The sequence below is a fragment of the uncultured Flavobacterium sp. genome, assembly GCF_937967675.1.
Taxonomy (GTDB): Bacteria; Bacteroidota; Bacteroidia; order Flavobacteriales; family Flavobacteriaceae; genus Flavobacterium.
This window is the reverse complement of record NZ_CALBSN010000162.1, coordinates 14,539-29,954: the sequence shown is the minus strand read 5'-3', so window position 1 is coordinate 29,954 and position 15,416 is coordinate 14,539. Positions and strand designations below refer to the sequence as shown.

16 protein-coding genes and 1 tRNA gene are annotated in these 15,416 nt (G+C 31.1%); 10 read left to right on the top strand and 7 right to left on the bottom strand.

Annotation, left to right across the window (positions count from 1 at the left end; all coding sequences use genetic code 11):
* Nucleotides 1–26: 26 nt before the first annotated feature.
* The gene (locus Q0075_RS10975) at nt 27–1,214 is read right to left on the bottom strand and encodes a hypothetical protein (protein WP_297869547.1); all 1,188 of its coding nucleotides are present in this window, start codon (nt 1,212–1,214) and stop codon (nt 27–29) included.
* 414 nt (nt 1,215–1,628) lie between these two features.
* The gene (locus Q0075_RS10970; protein WP_297869546.1) at nt 1,629–2,726 is read right to left on the bottom strand and encodes a site-specific integrase; all 1,098 of its coding nucleotides are present in this window, start codon (nt 2,724–2,726) and stop codon (nt 1,629–1,631) included.
* Between the two features lie 110 nt (nt 2,727–2,836).
* Here Q0075_RS10970 and Q0075_RS10965 point away from each other — a divergent pair.
* Nucleotides 2,837–2,912 (top strand) — tRNA-His (locus Q0075_RS10965).
* Between the two features lie 128 nt (nt 2,913–3,040).
* Here Q0075_RS10965 and Q0075_RS10960 read toward each other — a convergent pair.
* From Q0075_RS10960 to Q0075_RS10950, 3 genes are read right to left on the bottom strand one after another with little or no spacing between them, the layout of a single operon-like run.
* Nucleotides 3,041–3,607 carry a YceI family protein gene (locus tag Q0075_RS10960; RefSeq protein WP_297869545.1) on the bottom strand — a complete coding sequence of 189 codons (567 nt, stop codon included), beginning with the start codon at nt 3,605–3,607 and terminating at the stop codon, nt 3,041–3,043.
* Between the two features lie 33 nt (nt 3,608–3,640).
* A complete protein-coding gene (locus tag Q0075_RS10955) occupies nt 3,641–4,273 on the bottom strand; it encodes an NAD(P)H-dependent oxidoreductase (RefSeq protein WP_297869544.1) in 633 nt (210 codons plus the stop codon).
* A 15-nt stretch (nt 4,274–4,288) separates the two neighbouring features.
* Nucleotides 4,289–4,741, bottom strand: coding sequence for a MarR family transcriptional regulator (locus Q0075_RS10950; RefSeq protein WP_297869543.1), 453 nt, complete (start codon nt 4,739–4,741; stop codon nt 4,289–4,291).
* Between the two features lie 130 nt (nt 4,742–4,871).
* Between Q0075_RS10950 and Q0075_RS10945 the strand changes: the two genes are divergently transcribed.
* A complete protein-coding gene (locus Q0075_RS10945; RefSeq protein WP_297869542.1) occupies nt 4,872–5,180 on the top strand; it encodes a rhodanese-like domain-containing protein in 309 nt (102 codons plus the stop codon).
* A gap of 110 nt (nt 5,181–5,290) precedes the next feature.
* Here Q0075_RS10945 and Q0075_RS10940 read toward each other — a convergent pair whose 3' ends face one another.
* Together Q0075_RS10940 and Q0075_RS10935 are read right to left on the bottom strand one after the other, a co-directional pair.
* Nucleotides 5,291–5,704 (bottom strand): hypothetical protein, encoded by a 414-nt coding sequence (locus Q0075_RS10940; protein ID WP_297869541.1) that lies wholly within the window; start codon nt 5,702–5,704, stop codon nt 5,291–5,293.
* 136 nt (nt 5,705–5,840) lie between these two features.
* Nucleotides 5,841–6,518: a Crp/Fnr family transcriptional regulator gene (locus tag Q0075_RS10935; protein ID WP_297869540.1), complete on the bottom strand. Its 678-nt coding sequence runs from the start codon at nt 6,516–6,518 to the stop codon at nt 5,841–5,843.
* A gap of 110 nt (nt 6,519–6,628) precedes the next feature.
* Between Q0075_RS10935 and Q0075_RS10930 the strand changes: the two genes are divergently transcribed.
* From Q0075_RS10930 to Q0075_RS10895, 8 genes are all read left to right on the top strand, one after another.
* Nucleotides 6,629–9,004 (top strand): heavy metal translocating P-type ATPase metal-binding domain-containing protein, encoded by a 2,376-nt coding sequence (locus tag Q0075_RS10930; protein WP_297869539.1) that lies wholly within the window; start codon nt 6,629–6,631, stop codon nt 9,002–9,004.
* Between the two features lie 90 nt (nt 9,005–9,094).
* Nucleotides 9,095–9,292, top strand: a complete 198-nt coding sequence (gene ccoS / locus Q0075_RS10925) for a cbb3-type cytochrome oxidase assembly protein CcoS (protein WP_297869538.1) — start codon at nt 9,095–9,097, stop codon at nt 9,290–9,292.
* A 2-nt stretch (nt 9,293–9,294) separates the two neighbouring features.
* Complete coding sequence (ccoN, locus tag Q0075_RS10920; RefSeq protein ID WP_297869537.1) at nt 9,295–11,472, top strand: cytochrome-c oxidase, cbb3-type subunit I; 2,178 nt, start codon at nt 9,295–9,297, stop codon at nt 11,470–11,472.
* Between the two features lie 5 nt (nt 11,473–11,477).
* Nucleotides 11,478–11,648 (top strand): CcoQ/FixQ family Cbb3-type cytochrome c oxidase assembly chaperone, encoded by a 171-nt coding sequence (locus Q0075_RS10915; RefSeq protein ID WP_133607121.1) that lies wholly within the window; start codon nt 11,478–11,480, stop codon nt 11,646–11,648.
* A 103-nt stretch (nt 11,649–11,751) separates the two neighbouring features.
* The gene (locus Q0075_RS10910; RefSeq protein WP_297869536.1) at nt 11,752–12,702 is read left to right on the top strand and encodes a cbb3-type cytochrome c oxidase N-terminal domain-containing protein; all 951 of its coding nucleotides are present in this window, start codon (nt 11,752–11,754) and stop codon (nt 12,700–12,702) included.
* 61 nt (nt 12,703–12,763) lie between these two features.
* Nucleotides 12,764–14,182: a cytochrome c oxidase accessory protein CcoG gene (ccoG, locus tag Q0075_RS10905; protein ID WP_297869535.1), complete on the top strand. Its 1,419-nt coding sequence runs from the start codon at nt 12,764–12,766 to the stop codon at nt 14,180–14,182.
* A gap of 12 nt (nt 14,183–14,194) precedes the next feature.
* A complete protein-coding gene (locus Q0075_RS10900; RefSeq protein WP_297869534.1) occupies nt 14,195–14,644 on the top strand; it encodes a FixH family protein in 450 nt (149 codons plus the stop codon).
* 45 nt (nt 14,645–14,689) lie between these two features.
* On the top strand, nt 14,690–15,391 hold the full coding sequence (locus Q0075_RS10895) for a sulfite exporter TauE/SafE family protein (RefSeq protein WP_297869533.1): 702 nt from the start codon (nt 14,690–14,692) through the stop codon (nt 15,389–15,391).
* Nucleotides 15,392–15,416 lie beyond the last annotated feature (25 nt).

Here is a 15,416-nt window from a genome sequence, read left to right as displayed (position 1 = left end):
GTTTTTAAGTTTTGCAACCTTGCAAGTTATAACTCTGGACATTCAAAAATTATCATTTCTTTTTCTAAAAGTATCTGCTTAGGCTTTCCTTTTTCACCTGTGATGTAGTATTTAAAAGCAATAAATTCTGAAAAATGAACTAAAAAGGCTTTTTTAATTCTAGCTATATGAACATAAATTTCTTCGTTATTTTCTTTTACTAATTCATCAATTGTTTCTCTTATCTTATCTAATGAATTTTGATTGGAAATGTTTTTATAAATTTTAAACAAGCTGTCTTTATATAAGTATAACTCTTTCAAGTTGATTGGTTCAGAACTGTTTAAAAACAATAAATAAATAGCCTTTGTTAGATGACTTAGTTTTATTTCCAAGTTATTACATTCAGGAATTAGTATTTTGTAATCCTCTGAAATAATCATTGGATGAATATTATTGTAAATTACCCCTTCAATATTTTTCTTCAAAAAATCATATATTTTTGGTGCTAATATTGCCAATTGCCCCGATTTTCTTAATCTTTCAATTTCATTATTTATGAAACTTAAACTTTCTACAGTTTGTCTTTTTATATTATCATCTTCTTCAGAATCTTTCTTTAAGCTGTAAAATCGTACTCCGCTGTATGAATCATTAGTGTTTAAATTTTCAATATAACCATCAAAAAACTTTTCAATTGATTCTCCATTTTTTCGCTCAACAATTGTATAACCATTATTAGAGCTTATACAACCCTTTGAAATATCCCCTTTATAAGCAATGAAATGTATAAAATCTAATAAAATAGAATCATAATCAAATCTAGTAGTTTTTAATTCATCTATAATTAGATTATTGAAGTTGTCAGATAAAAAGGGAAATGTGGATTTTAAAGCTGGTAAAATTTCAAAATCAATGTTTTCTAATAAAATTGGCAGATAAAAAAAATCTCTACCTTTATTATAGAACTGTTCTCTTAAATCTGTATAGTTTTGTCTTATATAGTTATCTGAATCTGCTGAAATTTCATTTTCAAAATACAATACGAAATTTTCTCCGAAATTGAATAGTTCATAATCTTTAAGATTTGTTTCATCGACATCAATACGTCTTACATTATCAATTTTCCTGTCATCAAAAAAAGCTGGTAAAATAACTTTTTCAATTACAAGTGGTGCATAAGGATATTTTTCTTTCTTTTTAAAAAAAGAAAAAATTGAGCTAAAAATTTCCATAAACTAGATTTTATTTTTCAGCTACAGAAGTAAACATAATAAATGAATTATACAAGTTTATTCGGAAGAATCTATGTACCATTAAAGCTAACAGTATTTAATCTTTTTTTAATACTTAAAAAAAAATAAAAGTCTTACACTAAGTATATATAGTGAAATTTACACACTTCATTAAATATTATCATTTGTATTACTTCATCAATGATAGTAAAAAATCATTATATTACAAGAAATATTTATTATCAAGTTTATTAAAATAAATGTGCAACATATATATCGTTAAATTTATACGAATAGCTGTATGGTTCTCCAGAATTAGGGCGCATATTGGGGGTGTTTTTTTGGTATACCCCCCAAGACCTAAATAAACAATCTTTATACAGTTTAGGGGGGATAAATCAAATGTGAAAATTTTTATAGGTCTGGCATATCCTCAATTGACAGCTGTTTAACTCCAAGACCTCTCAAATAAGTTAAAGAAACACTAATGTTACCATGTCCCATAACTTGTTGTAACTTATTTAAGCTTCCTGTTTTTTCATAAACACTAATTGCTCCAGTATGCCTGAAACTATATAATGTATTATCAGGTTCAAGTAATTTAGATATCTTCTTATACCTACTCCAAAGCGTTTTAAAATAATCTTCATTAAAAGGATATTCATTATTTGAAAAAATGTTATCCCCTGAATTACCCTTTATTAAATATTTTTGAACAAACAATGGAATAGGTACAATTCTATTTTTCTTACCTTTATTTCTATTTCCAGCTAAACTAATTTGAGTGCAATCTATATTAAAATCATCCCATTTTAAATTTCTAATTTCTCTATGCGGTCTTAAAAGACAACCGTAAGCTAAAAGACAACATAAATGAAGATTTGAATTGAATTTTTCTAATTCATTAAATACAAGCTTAATTTCTTTAATTGGCTTGTGTAGTACTTCCTCTGTTTTAACTAATTTGATAAGAGGAAAAGGATTTTCAAATTTATATTCTTTAAAAATATCTGATAACATTGCAGAATAATTTCTTTTAAAGTTTAATTGTACTCTTTTTGAGTTGCTAGTGAAATTTATCAAATCTTTTGCAATATTGATATTAAAATCACTGAGGTATAAATTTTGGTATTTTCTATTTGATATAAAATCATTAAGCCTTTTATATGAAATAGTTAGGTCTTTTTTATAACTTTTGCTATATTCTAAATTCATTTTGCTTTTATAACATAAATTAATAGCATCAATTATTTTTATGTCAATTGGTTTGATTTTCCTTAACTTTTTTTCTTCAATTGGTCGCCATCCTTTTTCTAATTTTATAAAAAACGATTGATATAATAAATCATGCTGTTTTTCCTTTAATGATTCTTCACAAGTATTTGGATTAAAATTTTCGCCAATTACAGAAGAGTTAAAGTAACGAAATCGTTTTTCATTGTAAAAAAATGAAATTCCCATTCTACCATTTGATAGTTTAAACTTTTTTAAATTTTTAAATTCGTAATTCATATTTGTGACACACTTGTGACACACATAAATAAAAGACTGTTTCTTAAAATATTTTGATTGTTACCAAATATTGAATTGTTACTATAAATCCAAGCACTCGCAAAACAAATGGTGATTGTAGCTCAGTTGGTTAGAGCGTCGGATTGTGGTTCCGAAGGTCGCGGGTTCGAGACCCGTCTTTCACCCTTAACATTGGAAAGCTTCGAGGAAACTCGGAGCTTTTTTTATTGTATGTGTTGAAAAAGTATCAAATAAAAAAAGCCTTGAAGAAATTCAAGGCTTTTTGTTTTTCATAGCAAATATTTCCCACATTATTAGAACGCTAACTTAACAGTTAAATCAAAATCATCATAGATAGTTTTGTCTCCTAAGTCAGAGAAGAAACTTCCTGAACCATATTTAATATCATATTTAGTTCTATCTACTTTTAATGTAGTTGAAGCTGAATTAGCAGCAACAGTTAAATCAAATTTGATTGATTCTGTTTTTCCTTTGATTGTTAAATCAGCAGTTACAGCGTAAACGCTATTACCTTTTTCTCCAAGAGATTTGATAACTAAAGTAGCAGTTGGGAATTTTTCAACACCAAAGAAATCATCCGATTTTAAGTGACCATCTAAGTTTGCTTTTCCTTTTCCTTCTAAGTCTGTTGTATTAATAGTAGTCATGTCAACTGTAAAGTTTCCACCTACTAATTTTTTTCCTTTGAAAATTAAAGTTCCTTCTTTTAAAGTAATTGTACCTTCGTGAGAACCTGTTACTTTTTTACCAACCCAGTTGATAGTACTTTTTGAAGCATCAACTTTTTTACTTGTTTGTGCATTAGTTGCAAATGATACGAAAGCTACAAGAGCTAAAGCAATTGATTTGAAATTTTTCATGTTTAAAATTGTTTTAAATGTTAATGGTTATAATTAAATAGTAATAAATAATTCATGTTTTGGTTTTCTAACTTTAGCATAGTGTTGTGTTGCGTCATCTTCATGACGGTATCCAACAGCTGCTACTAATGAAGCGTTTAATCCTAATGCGTTTAATCCTAAAATTTCATTGTATTGTTCTGGCTCAAAACCTTCCATCGGCGTAACATCGATTTTTAATTCGGCTGCAGCATTCATTAAGTTTGCTAAAGCTAAATAGGTTTGTTTTGATGTCCAAATAGATTTTTTATCCACAGGAAGCGGAACAATTTTAGATTTCATAAAATCAGAATATCCTTTTAAATCCTCTACAGATAAACCTCTTGTATTGGCGATGTTTTGAACATAATCATCAATATGTTTGTCTTGAACATCCACAATATTAGCAAATACCAACAGGTGAGAAGCCTCAACAATTTGTGATTGACCCCAAGAAACTGGCTGTAATTGCGCTCTAACTTCTGGATTTTCGATAATAAATACTTTATATAATTGTAAACCATAAGAAGACGAACTCAATTGGATTGCATCTTTTAAAGTTTCTAAATCTGATGCTGATACTTTTTTGTTAGCATCGAATTTTTTAGTAGCATAACGCCATTTCTGATTTTCTATAAAATTTGTCATAGTAATTTTAGGGTTTTAATTTCTAAATTTTTCAAGCAATTCGTTTAATAATTCTAATTCTGCAACACTCAAATTCTTAGAAAAAGATTGCTCATGAGCTTCTACTAAAGGATCCAATTGTAGTAAAAGTTTCAAACCTTTCTCCGTAATTGTAATTTCCATTTTACGGCGATTGATTGGGCAAACTTCTCGAAGTACTAATTCTTTTAATAACAATTTGTCAACTAAACGTGTGGTGTTACTGGTTTTCGCAATCATGCGTTCTTGTATCATACACATGTTAGCCGGTTTTCCTTTCTGACCTCTTAAGATGCGTAATACATTAAATTGTTCAGGGGAAAGGTCAAATGGTTTTAATATCTCATTAAACTTTTCCGAAATGACATTTTGAGTGTACATTACATTGAGTAATGTTTTCTTCTCCATTGCCATAGGAGTATTAGGTTTTATGATTTCTTCTATTCTCATTTGATGTTGTAAAATTTGTATGTACAAATGTAGTTAACTATTTTATTTGTATGTACAAATGTTTAATAAATTTTTGTTAAAGTTTTAAAATTGTATTTTTTGATAGTACTTTTGAAAAAAAATAATAAAGATGACAAACTTAGATCAAAACACGTGGTGGAACCAGTTTTCGCAAGATGAAAACGGCGTTATATTAGATGTTCGTACCGAAGACGAATTTAATGGTGGTCATATTCCTGGCGCTCTTAATATTGATATATATAAAGGACAAGGTTTTATCTATAGAGTAGAGGAGTTGGATAAATCGAAGAACTATTATGTGTATTGTGCGGCTGGAGTGCGTAGTGCCAACGCTTGTAACGCTATGGAACAATTAGGTTTTGAGAACACCTTTAACTTATTAGGTGGTTTTTCTAATTGGGAAGGACCAACAGAATAAAAAGAAATCCGCTGAAGAGCGGATTTTTTTTGTGGGTATGGAATAAAGTCTTCCTCTATCGGGGAGATCCTCAGCTTAACATTTGGTTATACAATCGGTATTTTTCTCAATCAATTTGTTATTTTGAAACATGATTTGTATGTATCTGAAATTATAAAACCTGAAATTAATAAAGAACCAAAAGCAAAACTTGCCAACATTCCATTACCAATTTCTAAAATCTTTAAGATTATACAAATCAACCAAACAAAGAAAATATTTAAGTTAAATATTCCACAAAGAATATAAATGAAGTTTGATTTTAAAGGATTTGATTTGTTTTTTAAAAACATAACCAATCTGAGGACTAACAAAAAACAGCCAAGTCCAACAGCATACATCATGCTATTTACAAAATTAAAAAATAAACCTAAGCCATGAAACATTTGTTCTTTTTCAGTAAAATAATCAAAGAATAAATACAAGGTCCATATGTTTAGTAATACAAAACTAATTATTGAATATGTCAGGACTTTTACTTTCATGTTTACTTTCTGTTTGATATACTAAAATGTTGTCAACCTGATTGTGTATGATAATCATCATACTTTATTATTTTCGTAAATATATAAAAATCTTACAATTTCACCCAACAAAAAATCCGCTTTTAAGCGGATTCTCTTATGTTAATCGTTTTAATTTATTTTTATCTAATAGTTTGATTTTCTTTCCAATCAACTCAATATATTCTGATTTATTTAATTCAGAAAGCAAACGAATACAACTTTCAGTAGCAGTTCCAATCATTCCCGCTAATTCTTCTCTTGATAGTTGGATGCGTAAGGTACCGTCATCGTTTTTACCAAAGGTATCTTCTAAGTATATTAATGTTTCGGCTAAACGTTGGCGAACGGTTTTCTGAGCCATATTTACCATGTGGTCGTCGGCTCCTTTTAAATCTTCGCAAATCGTTTTCATCACATTCATCGAAAACTGGTTGTTTTGCGTAAAAAACTGCATAACTTCACTTCTCGGAATAAAACAAACTTCCATATCTTCTAAAGCAACGGCACTTAAATTCGCAGGTTCGTCACTAATCATCGAACGTTGCCCTAATAATTCGCCTGGTTTAACCAATTTTACAATTTGGTCTTTCCCATTGTCGCTTAATTTTGACAGTTTACAAACGCCATCTTTGATGCAGTAAATACCATTAGTTACTTCTCCTTCTTCAAAGATAGGTTCCCCTTTTTTAATAGTGTACGATGTTTTGCATTCGGCCATGCGAAGTAATTCATCTTTATTTAAGGCTTTTAATGAACTAAATTGCCTCACAATACACTGTTCGCATTTACTCATAATAAGATTTTGTTTAATGTGTTTACAAAATTACAAAAATGTATGACAAATATCATATTTTGATTTATATTTATAAAAGAACTTTGTCACAGGTAAAATGAGCAAATTATATGGACACAGAAAATTGTTTCCATTGTGGTAATGAAATTATAAAAAAAGACGAGATAGTATTTGACGAAAAGAAGTTTTGTTGCAACGGCTGTAAAACCGTGTACGAAATTTTTAGTCAAAACGACCTAACGTGTTATTATGATTTTCAGGCAGCACCCGGCGCCACTCCACAAGACATTCAGGGTAAATATGACTTTTTAGACAATGAAGAAATTGTTACTAAATTATTGGAATTCCAAGAGCGTACAACACATATTGTTTCACTCTACATTCCTCATATACACTGTAGTTCGTGTATTTGGATTCTGGAAAATCTACAAAAACTTCAACCAGGAATAAGTACTTCGCAAGTTAATTTTGGCGAAAAGAAAGTCCGAGTTACGTTCAATCCCGAACAAACTTCTTTAAAAGATATCGTCTATTTATTGAGTTCGATTGGTTACGAACCTTACATTTCTTTAGAAAATTTTGATGAAGGAAAGAAAAAAATCGACCGAACCTTAATCTATAAAATAGGAGTAGCGTTTTTCTGTTTTGGAAATATCATGCTGCTTTCGTTTCCCGAATATTTTGAAGTAGAAGAATATTGGATTGATCAATACCGCGGATTTTTCCGTTGGTTGATTTTCGGATTATCGCTTCCTACGTTTATTTATTCCGCTTCTGGGTATTATGTTTCTGCTTGGAAAAGCATGAAATCAGGTTTACTGAACATTGATATTCCAATTGCTTTAGGAATTGTGGTGATGTTCGTAAGAAGTACAGTTGATATCGTTTTTGATTACGGACAAGGTTTCTTCGATAGTATGGCGGGATTGATTTTCTTCATGTTGTTAGGAAAGTTATTTCAGAAGAAAACTTATGATTTCCTTTCATTTGAACGCGATTATAAATCGTATTTTCCAATTGCGATTACGAAGGTTTTGCCAAATGGAGATGAAGAATCAGTTCAAGTATATGATATTCAAAAAGGCGACAGATTATTAATTCGTAACCAAGAGTTAATTCCAGTAGATGGCATTTTAATTTCCGAAAAAGCTTCTATTGATTACAGTTTTGTAACAGGTGAAGCGGTTCCGATTGAGAAAAGATCAGGCGATAAAGTCTTCGCAGGTGGAAAACAAATGGGGAAAGTCATTGAAATGGAAGTGTTATTTTCGGTTTCCCAAAGTTATTTAACCCAATTATGGAGTAACGATGTTTTTCAAAAACGCGTAGAACAACAACACAAAAATATAACCGACAGCATCAGTCGCTATTTTACGCCAGCTTTATTAACCTTGGCTATAGTTTCCTTTATTTATTGGGTATTTATTGATGTTACAACAGCATTTAATGTTTTCACTGCGATTTTGATTGTGGCGTGCCCGTGTGCGTTGGCTTTAACGGCTCCGTTTACATTAGGAAATGTATTGCGAATTCTAGGCAAACGAAAATTATATTTAAAGAATGCTTTAGTTGTAGAACAATTAGCCAAAGTAGATACGATTGTTTTCGATAAAACAGGTACGATTACAACCAATAAAAAAACAGCCATTACTTACGAAGGAACTGAATTAAATACATCAGAATTAAGATTATTGAAGAACGTTTTACGAGGTTCGAATCATCCATTAAGTAGAAGATTATATGATTTCATTCCAAACCAAGAAAAAGTAGAAACTTCGAGTTTTGAAGAAATTATTGGAAAAGGAATTTTTGCAGAAATTGAGGGAAATTCCATAAAATTAGGTTCGTCACAATTCCTAAAAACCATGACCGAAAACACGCATAAGAAAACTAAAGTGCATGTCGAAATCAATGGTGTTTACAAAGGAAGTTATGTCTTCAATAATCAATACAGAAAAGGATTAGAAGAATTGTTTGCTGATTTGGCTAAACATTACAATTTGGTTGTTTTATCAGGAGATAATGATGGAGAAAGAAGAATTTTAGAAAAAATGTTGCCAGCGAAAACTACTTTAGTTTTCAATCAAAAGCCAGAGCAAAAACTACAATACATCGAACAATTGCAAAAAGAAGGCAAAAATGTCATGATGGTAGGGGATGGGTTAAACGATGCAGGAGCATTAGCGCAAAGTAATTTAGGATTATCCATTTCAGAAAACGTTAATGTATTCTCACCAGCTTGTGATGGAATTTTAGACGCCACACAATTCGATAAAATAGCCTTTTTTATGCGCTACTCTAAAAACGCTATGAAGACGATTTATATGAGTTTTGGACTTTCCTTATTATACAATGTTGTAGGACTAAGTTATGCCGTAACTGGAGCTTTAGATCCTATTGTAGCAGCTATCATTATGCCGCTCAGCACAATAACAATTGTAAGTTTTGTAACAATTCTTACAAATTTGTATGCTGGAAAGAAATAAATTGATTAAATTTAAGAAAATTTTAATACATGATAAAAGTCATGTTTTATAAAAACGAGTGGAAGTAACTTTGTTAACACAATTTAAGGTATGAGTGTCATTTATTTATTAATCACTATCAGTATAATAGTTGCCGTTGCTTTTTTGATTGCTTTTATCAGAGCAGTTAAAAGCGGTCAATATGATGACGATTATACACCATCTGTCAGAATGTTATTTGAAGATGAAGTTGTAAAAAAAGAAAATCCTAACAAATTAATACAAACAGAAAAACAAAAATCAATCTAATTATGGAGAAGCAACAATTTTATTACGACAACAAAATTGTAAGGAATTTCCTCTACGCTAGTATAGTCTTTGGTGTAGTGGGAATGTTAGTGGGGCTTATTTTAGCTTTCCTATTTTTGTTTCCAAACTTAACCAGCGGTATTTCGTTTTTAAGTTTTGGACGCTTAAGACCTTTACACACCAATGCGGTAATCTTTGCCTTCGTTGGTAATGCTATGTTTGCAGGAGTTTATTACTCTATGCAACGTTTATTAAAGACTAGAATGTTGAGTGACTTTTTAAGTAAAGTTCACTTTTGGGGTTGGCAGTTAATTATTGTTGCTGCAGCTATAACATTACCTTTAGGGTATTCAACATCTAAAGAATATGCAGAATTAGAGTGGCCAATTGACATTGCAATTGCATTAATTTGGGTAGTGTTTGGTATCAACATGATTGGAACCATTATTAAAAGAAGAGAGCGTCATATTTATGTTGCTATTTGGTTTTACATCGCTACGTTTGTAACGGTTGCTGTACTTCATATTTTTAACAGTTTAGAATTACCAGTTTCATTATCAGGTATGAAATCATACTCGGTTTATGCGGGTGTTCAAGACGCGTTAGTTCAATGGTGGTATGGTCACAATGCAGTGGCATTCTTCTTAACAACTCCATTCTTAGGTATGATGTATTACTTTGTACCAAAAGTTGCAAATCGTCCAGTATATTCTTATAGATTATCAATTATTCACTTTTGGTCGTTAATCTTCATTTATATTTGGGCTGGACCTCACCACTTATTGTATTCAGCTTTACCAGATTGGGCTCAAAACTTAGGAGTTGTGTTCTCTGTAATGTTGATTGCGCCATCTTGGGGAGGTATGATCAATGGTTTATTAACCTTAAGAGGAGTTTGGGATAAAGTACGTACTGATTCTGTGTTGAAATTCTTCGTGGTGGCAATTACTGGTTATGGTATGGCTACTTTTGAAGGTCCAATGTTATCATTGAAAAACGTTAATGCTATTGCACACTTTACAGATTGGATTATTGCTCACGTACACGTTGGGGCTTTAGCTTGGAATGGTTTCTTATCATTTGGTATGATCTACTGGTTAATCCCAAGAATGACAAAAACGAAATTATTCTCTGAAAAATTAGCAAACTTCCATTTCTGGATTGGTACTTTAGGTATTATTTTATACGCGCTTCCTATGTATGTAGCTGGATTTACTCAAGCTTCTATGTGGAAACAATTTAAACCAGATGGCGGTGCATTACAATATGGAAATTTCCTTGAAACAGTAACTGAAATCATGCCAATGTATTGGATGCGTGCTGTAGGTGGAACGTTATATTTAGTAGGGGTTGTTGTATTAGTTTACAATGTTATTAGAACAGTAAGACAAGGTTCTCCAGTTGAGAATGAGTTAGCAGAAGCTTCAGCTTTAGCAGTTATTTCTCCTAGTCGTTTAAAAGGTGAAAAATTACACTCTTGGTTAGAAAGAAAACCTGTTCAATTTATGTTATTAACGACTGTTGCGATTTTAATTGGAGGTTTAATTCAAATTTTGCCAACGATTTTAGTAAAATCTAATATTCCTACCATATCATCTGTTAAACCATATACACCACTTGAGTTACAAGGTAGAGATTTATATATCCGTGAAGGTTGTGTGGGATGTCACTCACAAATGGTACGTCCGTTCCGTTCAGAAGTTGAGCGTTATGGAGACTATTCAAAAGCTGGTGAATTTGTTTACGACCATCCATTCTTGTGGGGTTCTAAACGTACAGGTCCAGATTTAGCTCGTGAAGGTGTTAAAGGAAAACCATTTAATGGAGGTAGAGATGACGTATGGCACTTTAACCATATGTATGATCCTCAAGGATTAAATGAAAAATCAATTATGCCAAGATACCAATGGTTAATTAAAAATGAATTAGATAATTCAACTATTCAAGACAAAATGAGAACCATGGTAACTTTAGGAGTTCCTTATTCTGAGGCAGATATTAATAATGCTCTTAAACATATGGACGAACAAGCTACTAAAATTGAAACCAATTTATTAGCAAATCCAGAAATTAAGAAATCATTTGGAAAAGAAACAGCAGCTCCGTTGAAAAACAGAGAGATTGTAGCACTTATTGCTTACTTACAAAGATTAGGTACTGATACTCAAGTTAAAAAATAAAAGTTATGCTAAAGTTTATTAAACATAATTTAGAAACCATAACGGGAGTAGAAATTTATCCAATCATTTCGTTGACTATTTTCTTTACAGCGTTTGTATTGTTCACGGTTTGGGCATTTACTTACAGCAAAGAAAAAATCAAAGAAATAAGTGAAATGCCTTTAAACGACGAATAGTCATAATTATAATTAGAGAGAAACTGAAACAACCATGATATTTTGTAATTTTTGGGTAGTTTCATGGTTGTTCAGGTTCTCATAACATCAAAATTTTCAACAAATGAAAAAATTAATTCCATCATACGTAAGAGTTCCATTACTGTTTGCAGTAGTATTTGCAGCTTTGGAATATTTTATCGATTCAGGAGACAGGCCAGCCTTTATAAAGTTTCCTATGGTAGCTTTATTTTTAGGAGTATTCCTTTTCTTATTAATTGCAATCGAAATTGTAATCGACGCTGTTGATAAAGTAACCTATCATTTATTAACAGACGAGCAAAAGAAACAATTAGCAGATGCACAAACGGTTTCTTTTACAGAAAGCAAATGGTACCAAAATATTGTTGCTAAACTTACTCGTTCTAATGAAATGGAGAGAGAAGAAGATATCATGTTAGATCACGACTACGATGGTATCAAAGAGTTAGACAACGTATTACCACCATGGTGGGTATATTTATTCTATGGTACAATTATTTTTGCAGCCGTATATTTGGTACGTTTCCACATTGTTGGAGACTATACTCAAGCAGAAGAATTTAATAAAGAAGTTGAATTAGCAGAATTAGAAAAATCGAAATTGCCAAAAGATGCTTCAGAAGAAATAAGTTATGAAACAGTTGTTGCTGTTACTGATGCTGCAAGTTTAGCAAAAGGGAAAGAAATTTTCACAAATGCTTGTGCAGCATGTCACAAAGCTGATGGTGGAGGATTAGTTGGACCTAATTTAACCGACAAACATTGGATTAATGGAGGAGGAATTAAAAATGTCTTCAAGTTAATTTCTGAAGGAAGTAAAAATAATCCATCAATGGTGGCTTGGAATAAAAATTTATCTTCTAAAGATATTCAAAGTGTTGCAAGTTATGTTTTAAGTTTACAAGGTTCTAATCCTCCGGGAGGAAAACCAGCCGAAGGAGAAATTTGGGTTGAAACAGCAGAAGCGACTCCAGCAGCTGCAACAACAACAGTAGTTGATTCTACCAAAGTAGAAGCTCCTGTAGGAAAATAAATTTATAAAAAAGGTTTTGGGAAATTCTCAAAACCTTTTTTAAACTAAAAATTGCATAATTATGTCAAATTTACCAGACGAAAGCTTTAGAGATACCATTGCAACTATTAATGCAGAAGGAAAAAGAAATTTTATTTATCCTAAAAAACCTTCTGGCCCTTTTTACGATAAAAGAAAGTTATTGAGTTATTTTCTTTTGGTTTTTTTAATAGCTTCCCCTTTTATTAAAATTAATGGAAATCAGTTTTTGATGTTTAATGTACTCGAAAGACGTTTTAGTATTTTCGGATTTGCATTTTGGCCTCAAGACTTTCATTTGTTTATGATTTCAATGATTGTTGGAGTAGTAGGATTGACTTTATTTACAGTAGCTTTCGGACGTATTTTTTGTGGTTGGTTTTGTCCGCAAACTATTTTTATGGAAATGGTTTTCAGACGTATTGAATATTGGATTGATGGTGACAGAGGTGCTCAGTTACGATTAGCTAAACAAGATTGGAATGCTGAAAAAATAAGAAAAAGAGTTACGAAATGGATTATCTTTTTTATTTTTTCATTCTTCATAGCCAATGTTTTTCTAGCGTATTTGATTAGCAGCGATGAACTTATCAAAATGATTACGGAAGGACCAGCAAATAATTTAAGTACATTAATTGCCTTATTAATTTTTACTGGCGTATTCTATTTTGTATTTGCTTGGTTTAGAGAACAAGTTTGTATTATTGCTTGTCCTTACGGAAGAATGCAAGGAGTTTTATTGGATAATAAATCAATAAATGTATCTTATGATCATGTTAGAGGAGAAGGTACAAACGGAAGAAAAAAATGGAGAAATGGTGAAGATAGAACTGCACTTGGTCATGGAGATTGTATCGATTGTAACCAATGTGTGGTAGTTTGTCCTACTGGAATTGACATTCGTAATGGTACTCAGTTAGAATGTATTAACTGTACCGCTTGTATTGATGAATGTGATACCGTTATGGAAAAAGTGGGATTACCAAAAGGATTAATCCGCTATGCCAGCGAAGACGAAATCGTCAAGAAAGAAAAATTCAAGTTAACACTTCGAATGAAAGGTTACATAGGCGTTTTAACTTTGTTAGTGGGCGTTTTAATCGGAATGTTGTTTTTACGAAATGATGTAGAAGCTAATTTCTTACCAATGTCAGGGCAATTGTTTCAACACAATGGAGATAACATTCGTAATTTCTACACGTATAAAATTGTCAATAAAACAGAACAAGAATTTGATAATGTTACTGTTAAGATTGTTAATTATAAAGGAGAAATAAAATTAGTGGGAAGTCCAGTAATTAAGGTGCCAAAACAAGGTTTAGCAAGTGGGACATTATACATTGATATTTCAGAAGTTTTGCTAAAAGATGAAAAAGTACATTTAAAGTTAGAATTATATAACGGAGATAAGTTGATTGAAGAAACAACAACTAATTTCCAAGGACCAAGAAACTTTAATTAAAAAAATATAGTTATGAAATTTAATTGGGGAACCGGAATCGTTATTGCTTTTGCACTTTTTATGACATTCATTTTATCCTATGTATTTAAAGTACAGTCTAATGATAAATATGATCATGAATTAGTAGTAGAGGATTATTACAAAAAAGAAGCATTAGTTCAAGGCGATATTGAAAAACAAGAGAATGCGAATGCATTAACCAATAAAGTAACAATCGAAAAAACTGCGGAAGGAATGAAAATTCAATTTCCAGCTGATTTTGATTATTCAAAAATAAATGGAAAAGTGTCCTTATACAGACCGTCTAGTCAGAAATTAGATTTTGAAATTCCGATTTCATTATCTAGTCCACATTTGCTCATACCTAAAAGTAATTTGGCTGGCGGTCTTTGGGACATTTCTATTGATTGGGAATACGATGGTGTGAAATATTTGAACAAAGATTCGTTTAAAATAGAATAATATTTATTTGTTTTGAACTTGATTTTGAACTTGAACTTGTAATTGATGTTGTATTCAGCTTTTATATTTGGTTTAATCAGTAGTTTTCACTGCATAGGAATGTGCGGTCCAATTGCCATGATGTTACCCGTAGATAGAAGCAATGAAGCTAAAAAAGTAACTCAAATTATAACATATCATATTGGCAAGTTAACCGCTTATGGTTTATTAGGTTTAATTTTTGGAATCTTAGGTAGAAGTTTTTATTTAGCAGGAATGCAACAACAACTTTCGATAATCGTTGGGGTTTTGATGATTTTAGTAGCATTAATTCCTGAAAAAGTATTTGCTAAATATAATTTTTCAAAACCAGTTTATCGTCTCATTACGAAAGTAAAATCAAGTTTAGGGCAACAATTTAAAAACAAAAGCTACAAATCGTTATTCACGATTGGATTATTAAATGGTTTTTTACCTTGCGGAATGGTTTACGTTGCACTTTTTGGAGCCATTGCAATGCAAAGTATTTCATTAAGTGTACTTTATATGATTTTATTTGGAATTGGAACGATACCAATGCTTGCTGCTGTGGTATATGTTTCTAATTTAGTTTCATTTTCATTTAGAGGAACCATTCAAAAAGCAATACCGTTTGTAGCGGTAATTATAGGAATGTTGTTTATTATAAGAGGCTTAGGATTGGATATTCCATATTTATCACCAAGTAATATGAGTTTATTTGTACAATCGGAAGCCAATTGTCATTAAATATTTTAGTTAATAGGGTAAAAGA

What these genes read in the sequence shown, in the direction of transcription:
- Q0075_RS10975 (WP_297869547.1), bottom strand. Translation starts at nt 1,214, where the DNA reads ATGGAAATTTTTAGCTCAATTTTTTCTTTTTTTAAAAAGAAAGAAAAA.
- Q0075_RS10970 (WP_297869546.1), bottom strand. Translation starts at nt 2,726, where the DNA reads ATGAATTACGAATTTAAAAATTTAAAAAAGTTTAAACTATCAAATGGT.
- Q0075_RS10960 (WP_297869545.1), bottom strand. Translation starts at nt 3,607, where the DNA reads ATGAAAAATTTCAAATCAATTGCTTTAGCTCTTGTAGCTTTCGTATCA.
- Q0075_RS10955 (WP_297869544.1), bottom strand. Translation starts at nt 4,273, where the DNA reads ATGACAAATTTTATAGAAAATCAGAAATGGCGTTATGCTACTAAAAAA.
- Q0075_RS10950 (WP_297869543.1), bottom strand. Translation starts at nt 4,741, where the DNA reads ATGAGAATAGAAGAAATCATAAAACCTAATACTCCTATGGCAATGGAG.
- Q0075_RS10945 (WP_297869542.1), top strand. Translation starts at nt 4,872, where the DNA reads ATGACAAACTTAGATCAAAACACGTGGTGGAACCAGTTTTCGCAAGAT.
- Q0075_RS10940 (WP_297869541.1), bottom strand. Translation starts at nt 5,704, where the DNA reads ATGAAAGTAAAAGTCCTGACATATTCAATAATTAGTTTTGTATTACTA.
- Q0075_RS10935 (WP_297869540.1), bottom strand. Translation starts at nt 6,518, where the DNA reads ATGAGTAAATGCGAACAGTGTATTGTGAGGCAATTTAGTTCATTAAAA.
- Q0075_RS10930 (WP_297869539.1), top strand. Translation starts at nt 6,629, where the DNA reads ATGGACACAGAAAATTGTTTCCATTGTGGTAATGAAATTATAAAAAAA.
- ccoS (WP_297869538.1), top strand. Translation starts at nt 9,095, where the DNA reads ATGAGTGTCATTTATTTATTAATCACTATCAGTATAATAGTTGCCGTT.
- ccoN (WP_297869537.1), top strand. Translation starts at nt 9,295, where the DNA reads ATGGAGAAGCAACAATTTTATTACGACAACAAAATTGTAAGGAATTTC.
- Q0075_RS10915 (WP_133607121.1), top strand. Translation starts at nt 11,478, where the DNA reads ATGCTAAAGTTTATTAAACATAATTTAGAAACCATAACGGGAGTAGAA.
- Q0075_RS10910 (WP_297869536.1), top strand. Translation starts at nt 11,752, where the DNA reads ATGAAAAAATTAATTCCATCATACGTAAGAGTTCCATTACTGTTTGCA.
- ccoG (WP_297869535.1), top strand. Translation starts at nt 12,764, where the DNA reads ATGTCAAATTTACCAGACGAAAGCTTTAGAGATACCATTGCAACTATT.
- Q0075_RS10900 (WP_297869534.1), top strand. Translation starts at nt 14,195, where the DNA reads ATGAAATTTAATTGGGGAACCGGAATCGTTATTGCTTTTGCACTTTTT.
- Q0075_RS10895 (WP_297869533.1), top strand. Translation starts at nt 14,690, where the DNA reads ATGTTGTATTCAGCTTTTATATTTGGTTTAATCAGTAGTTTTCACTGC.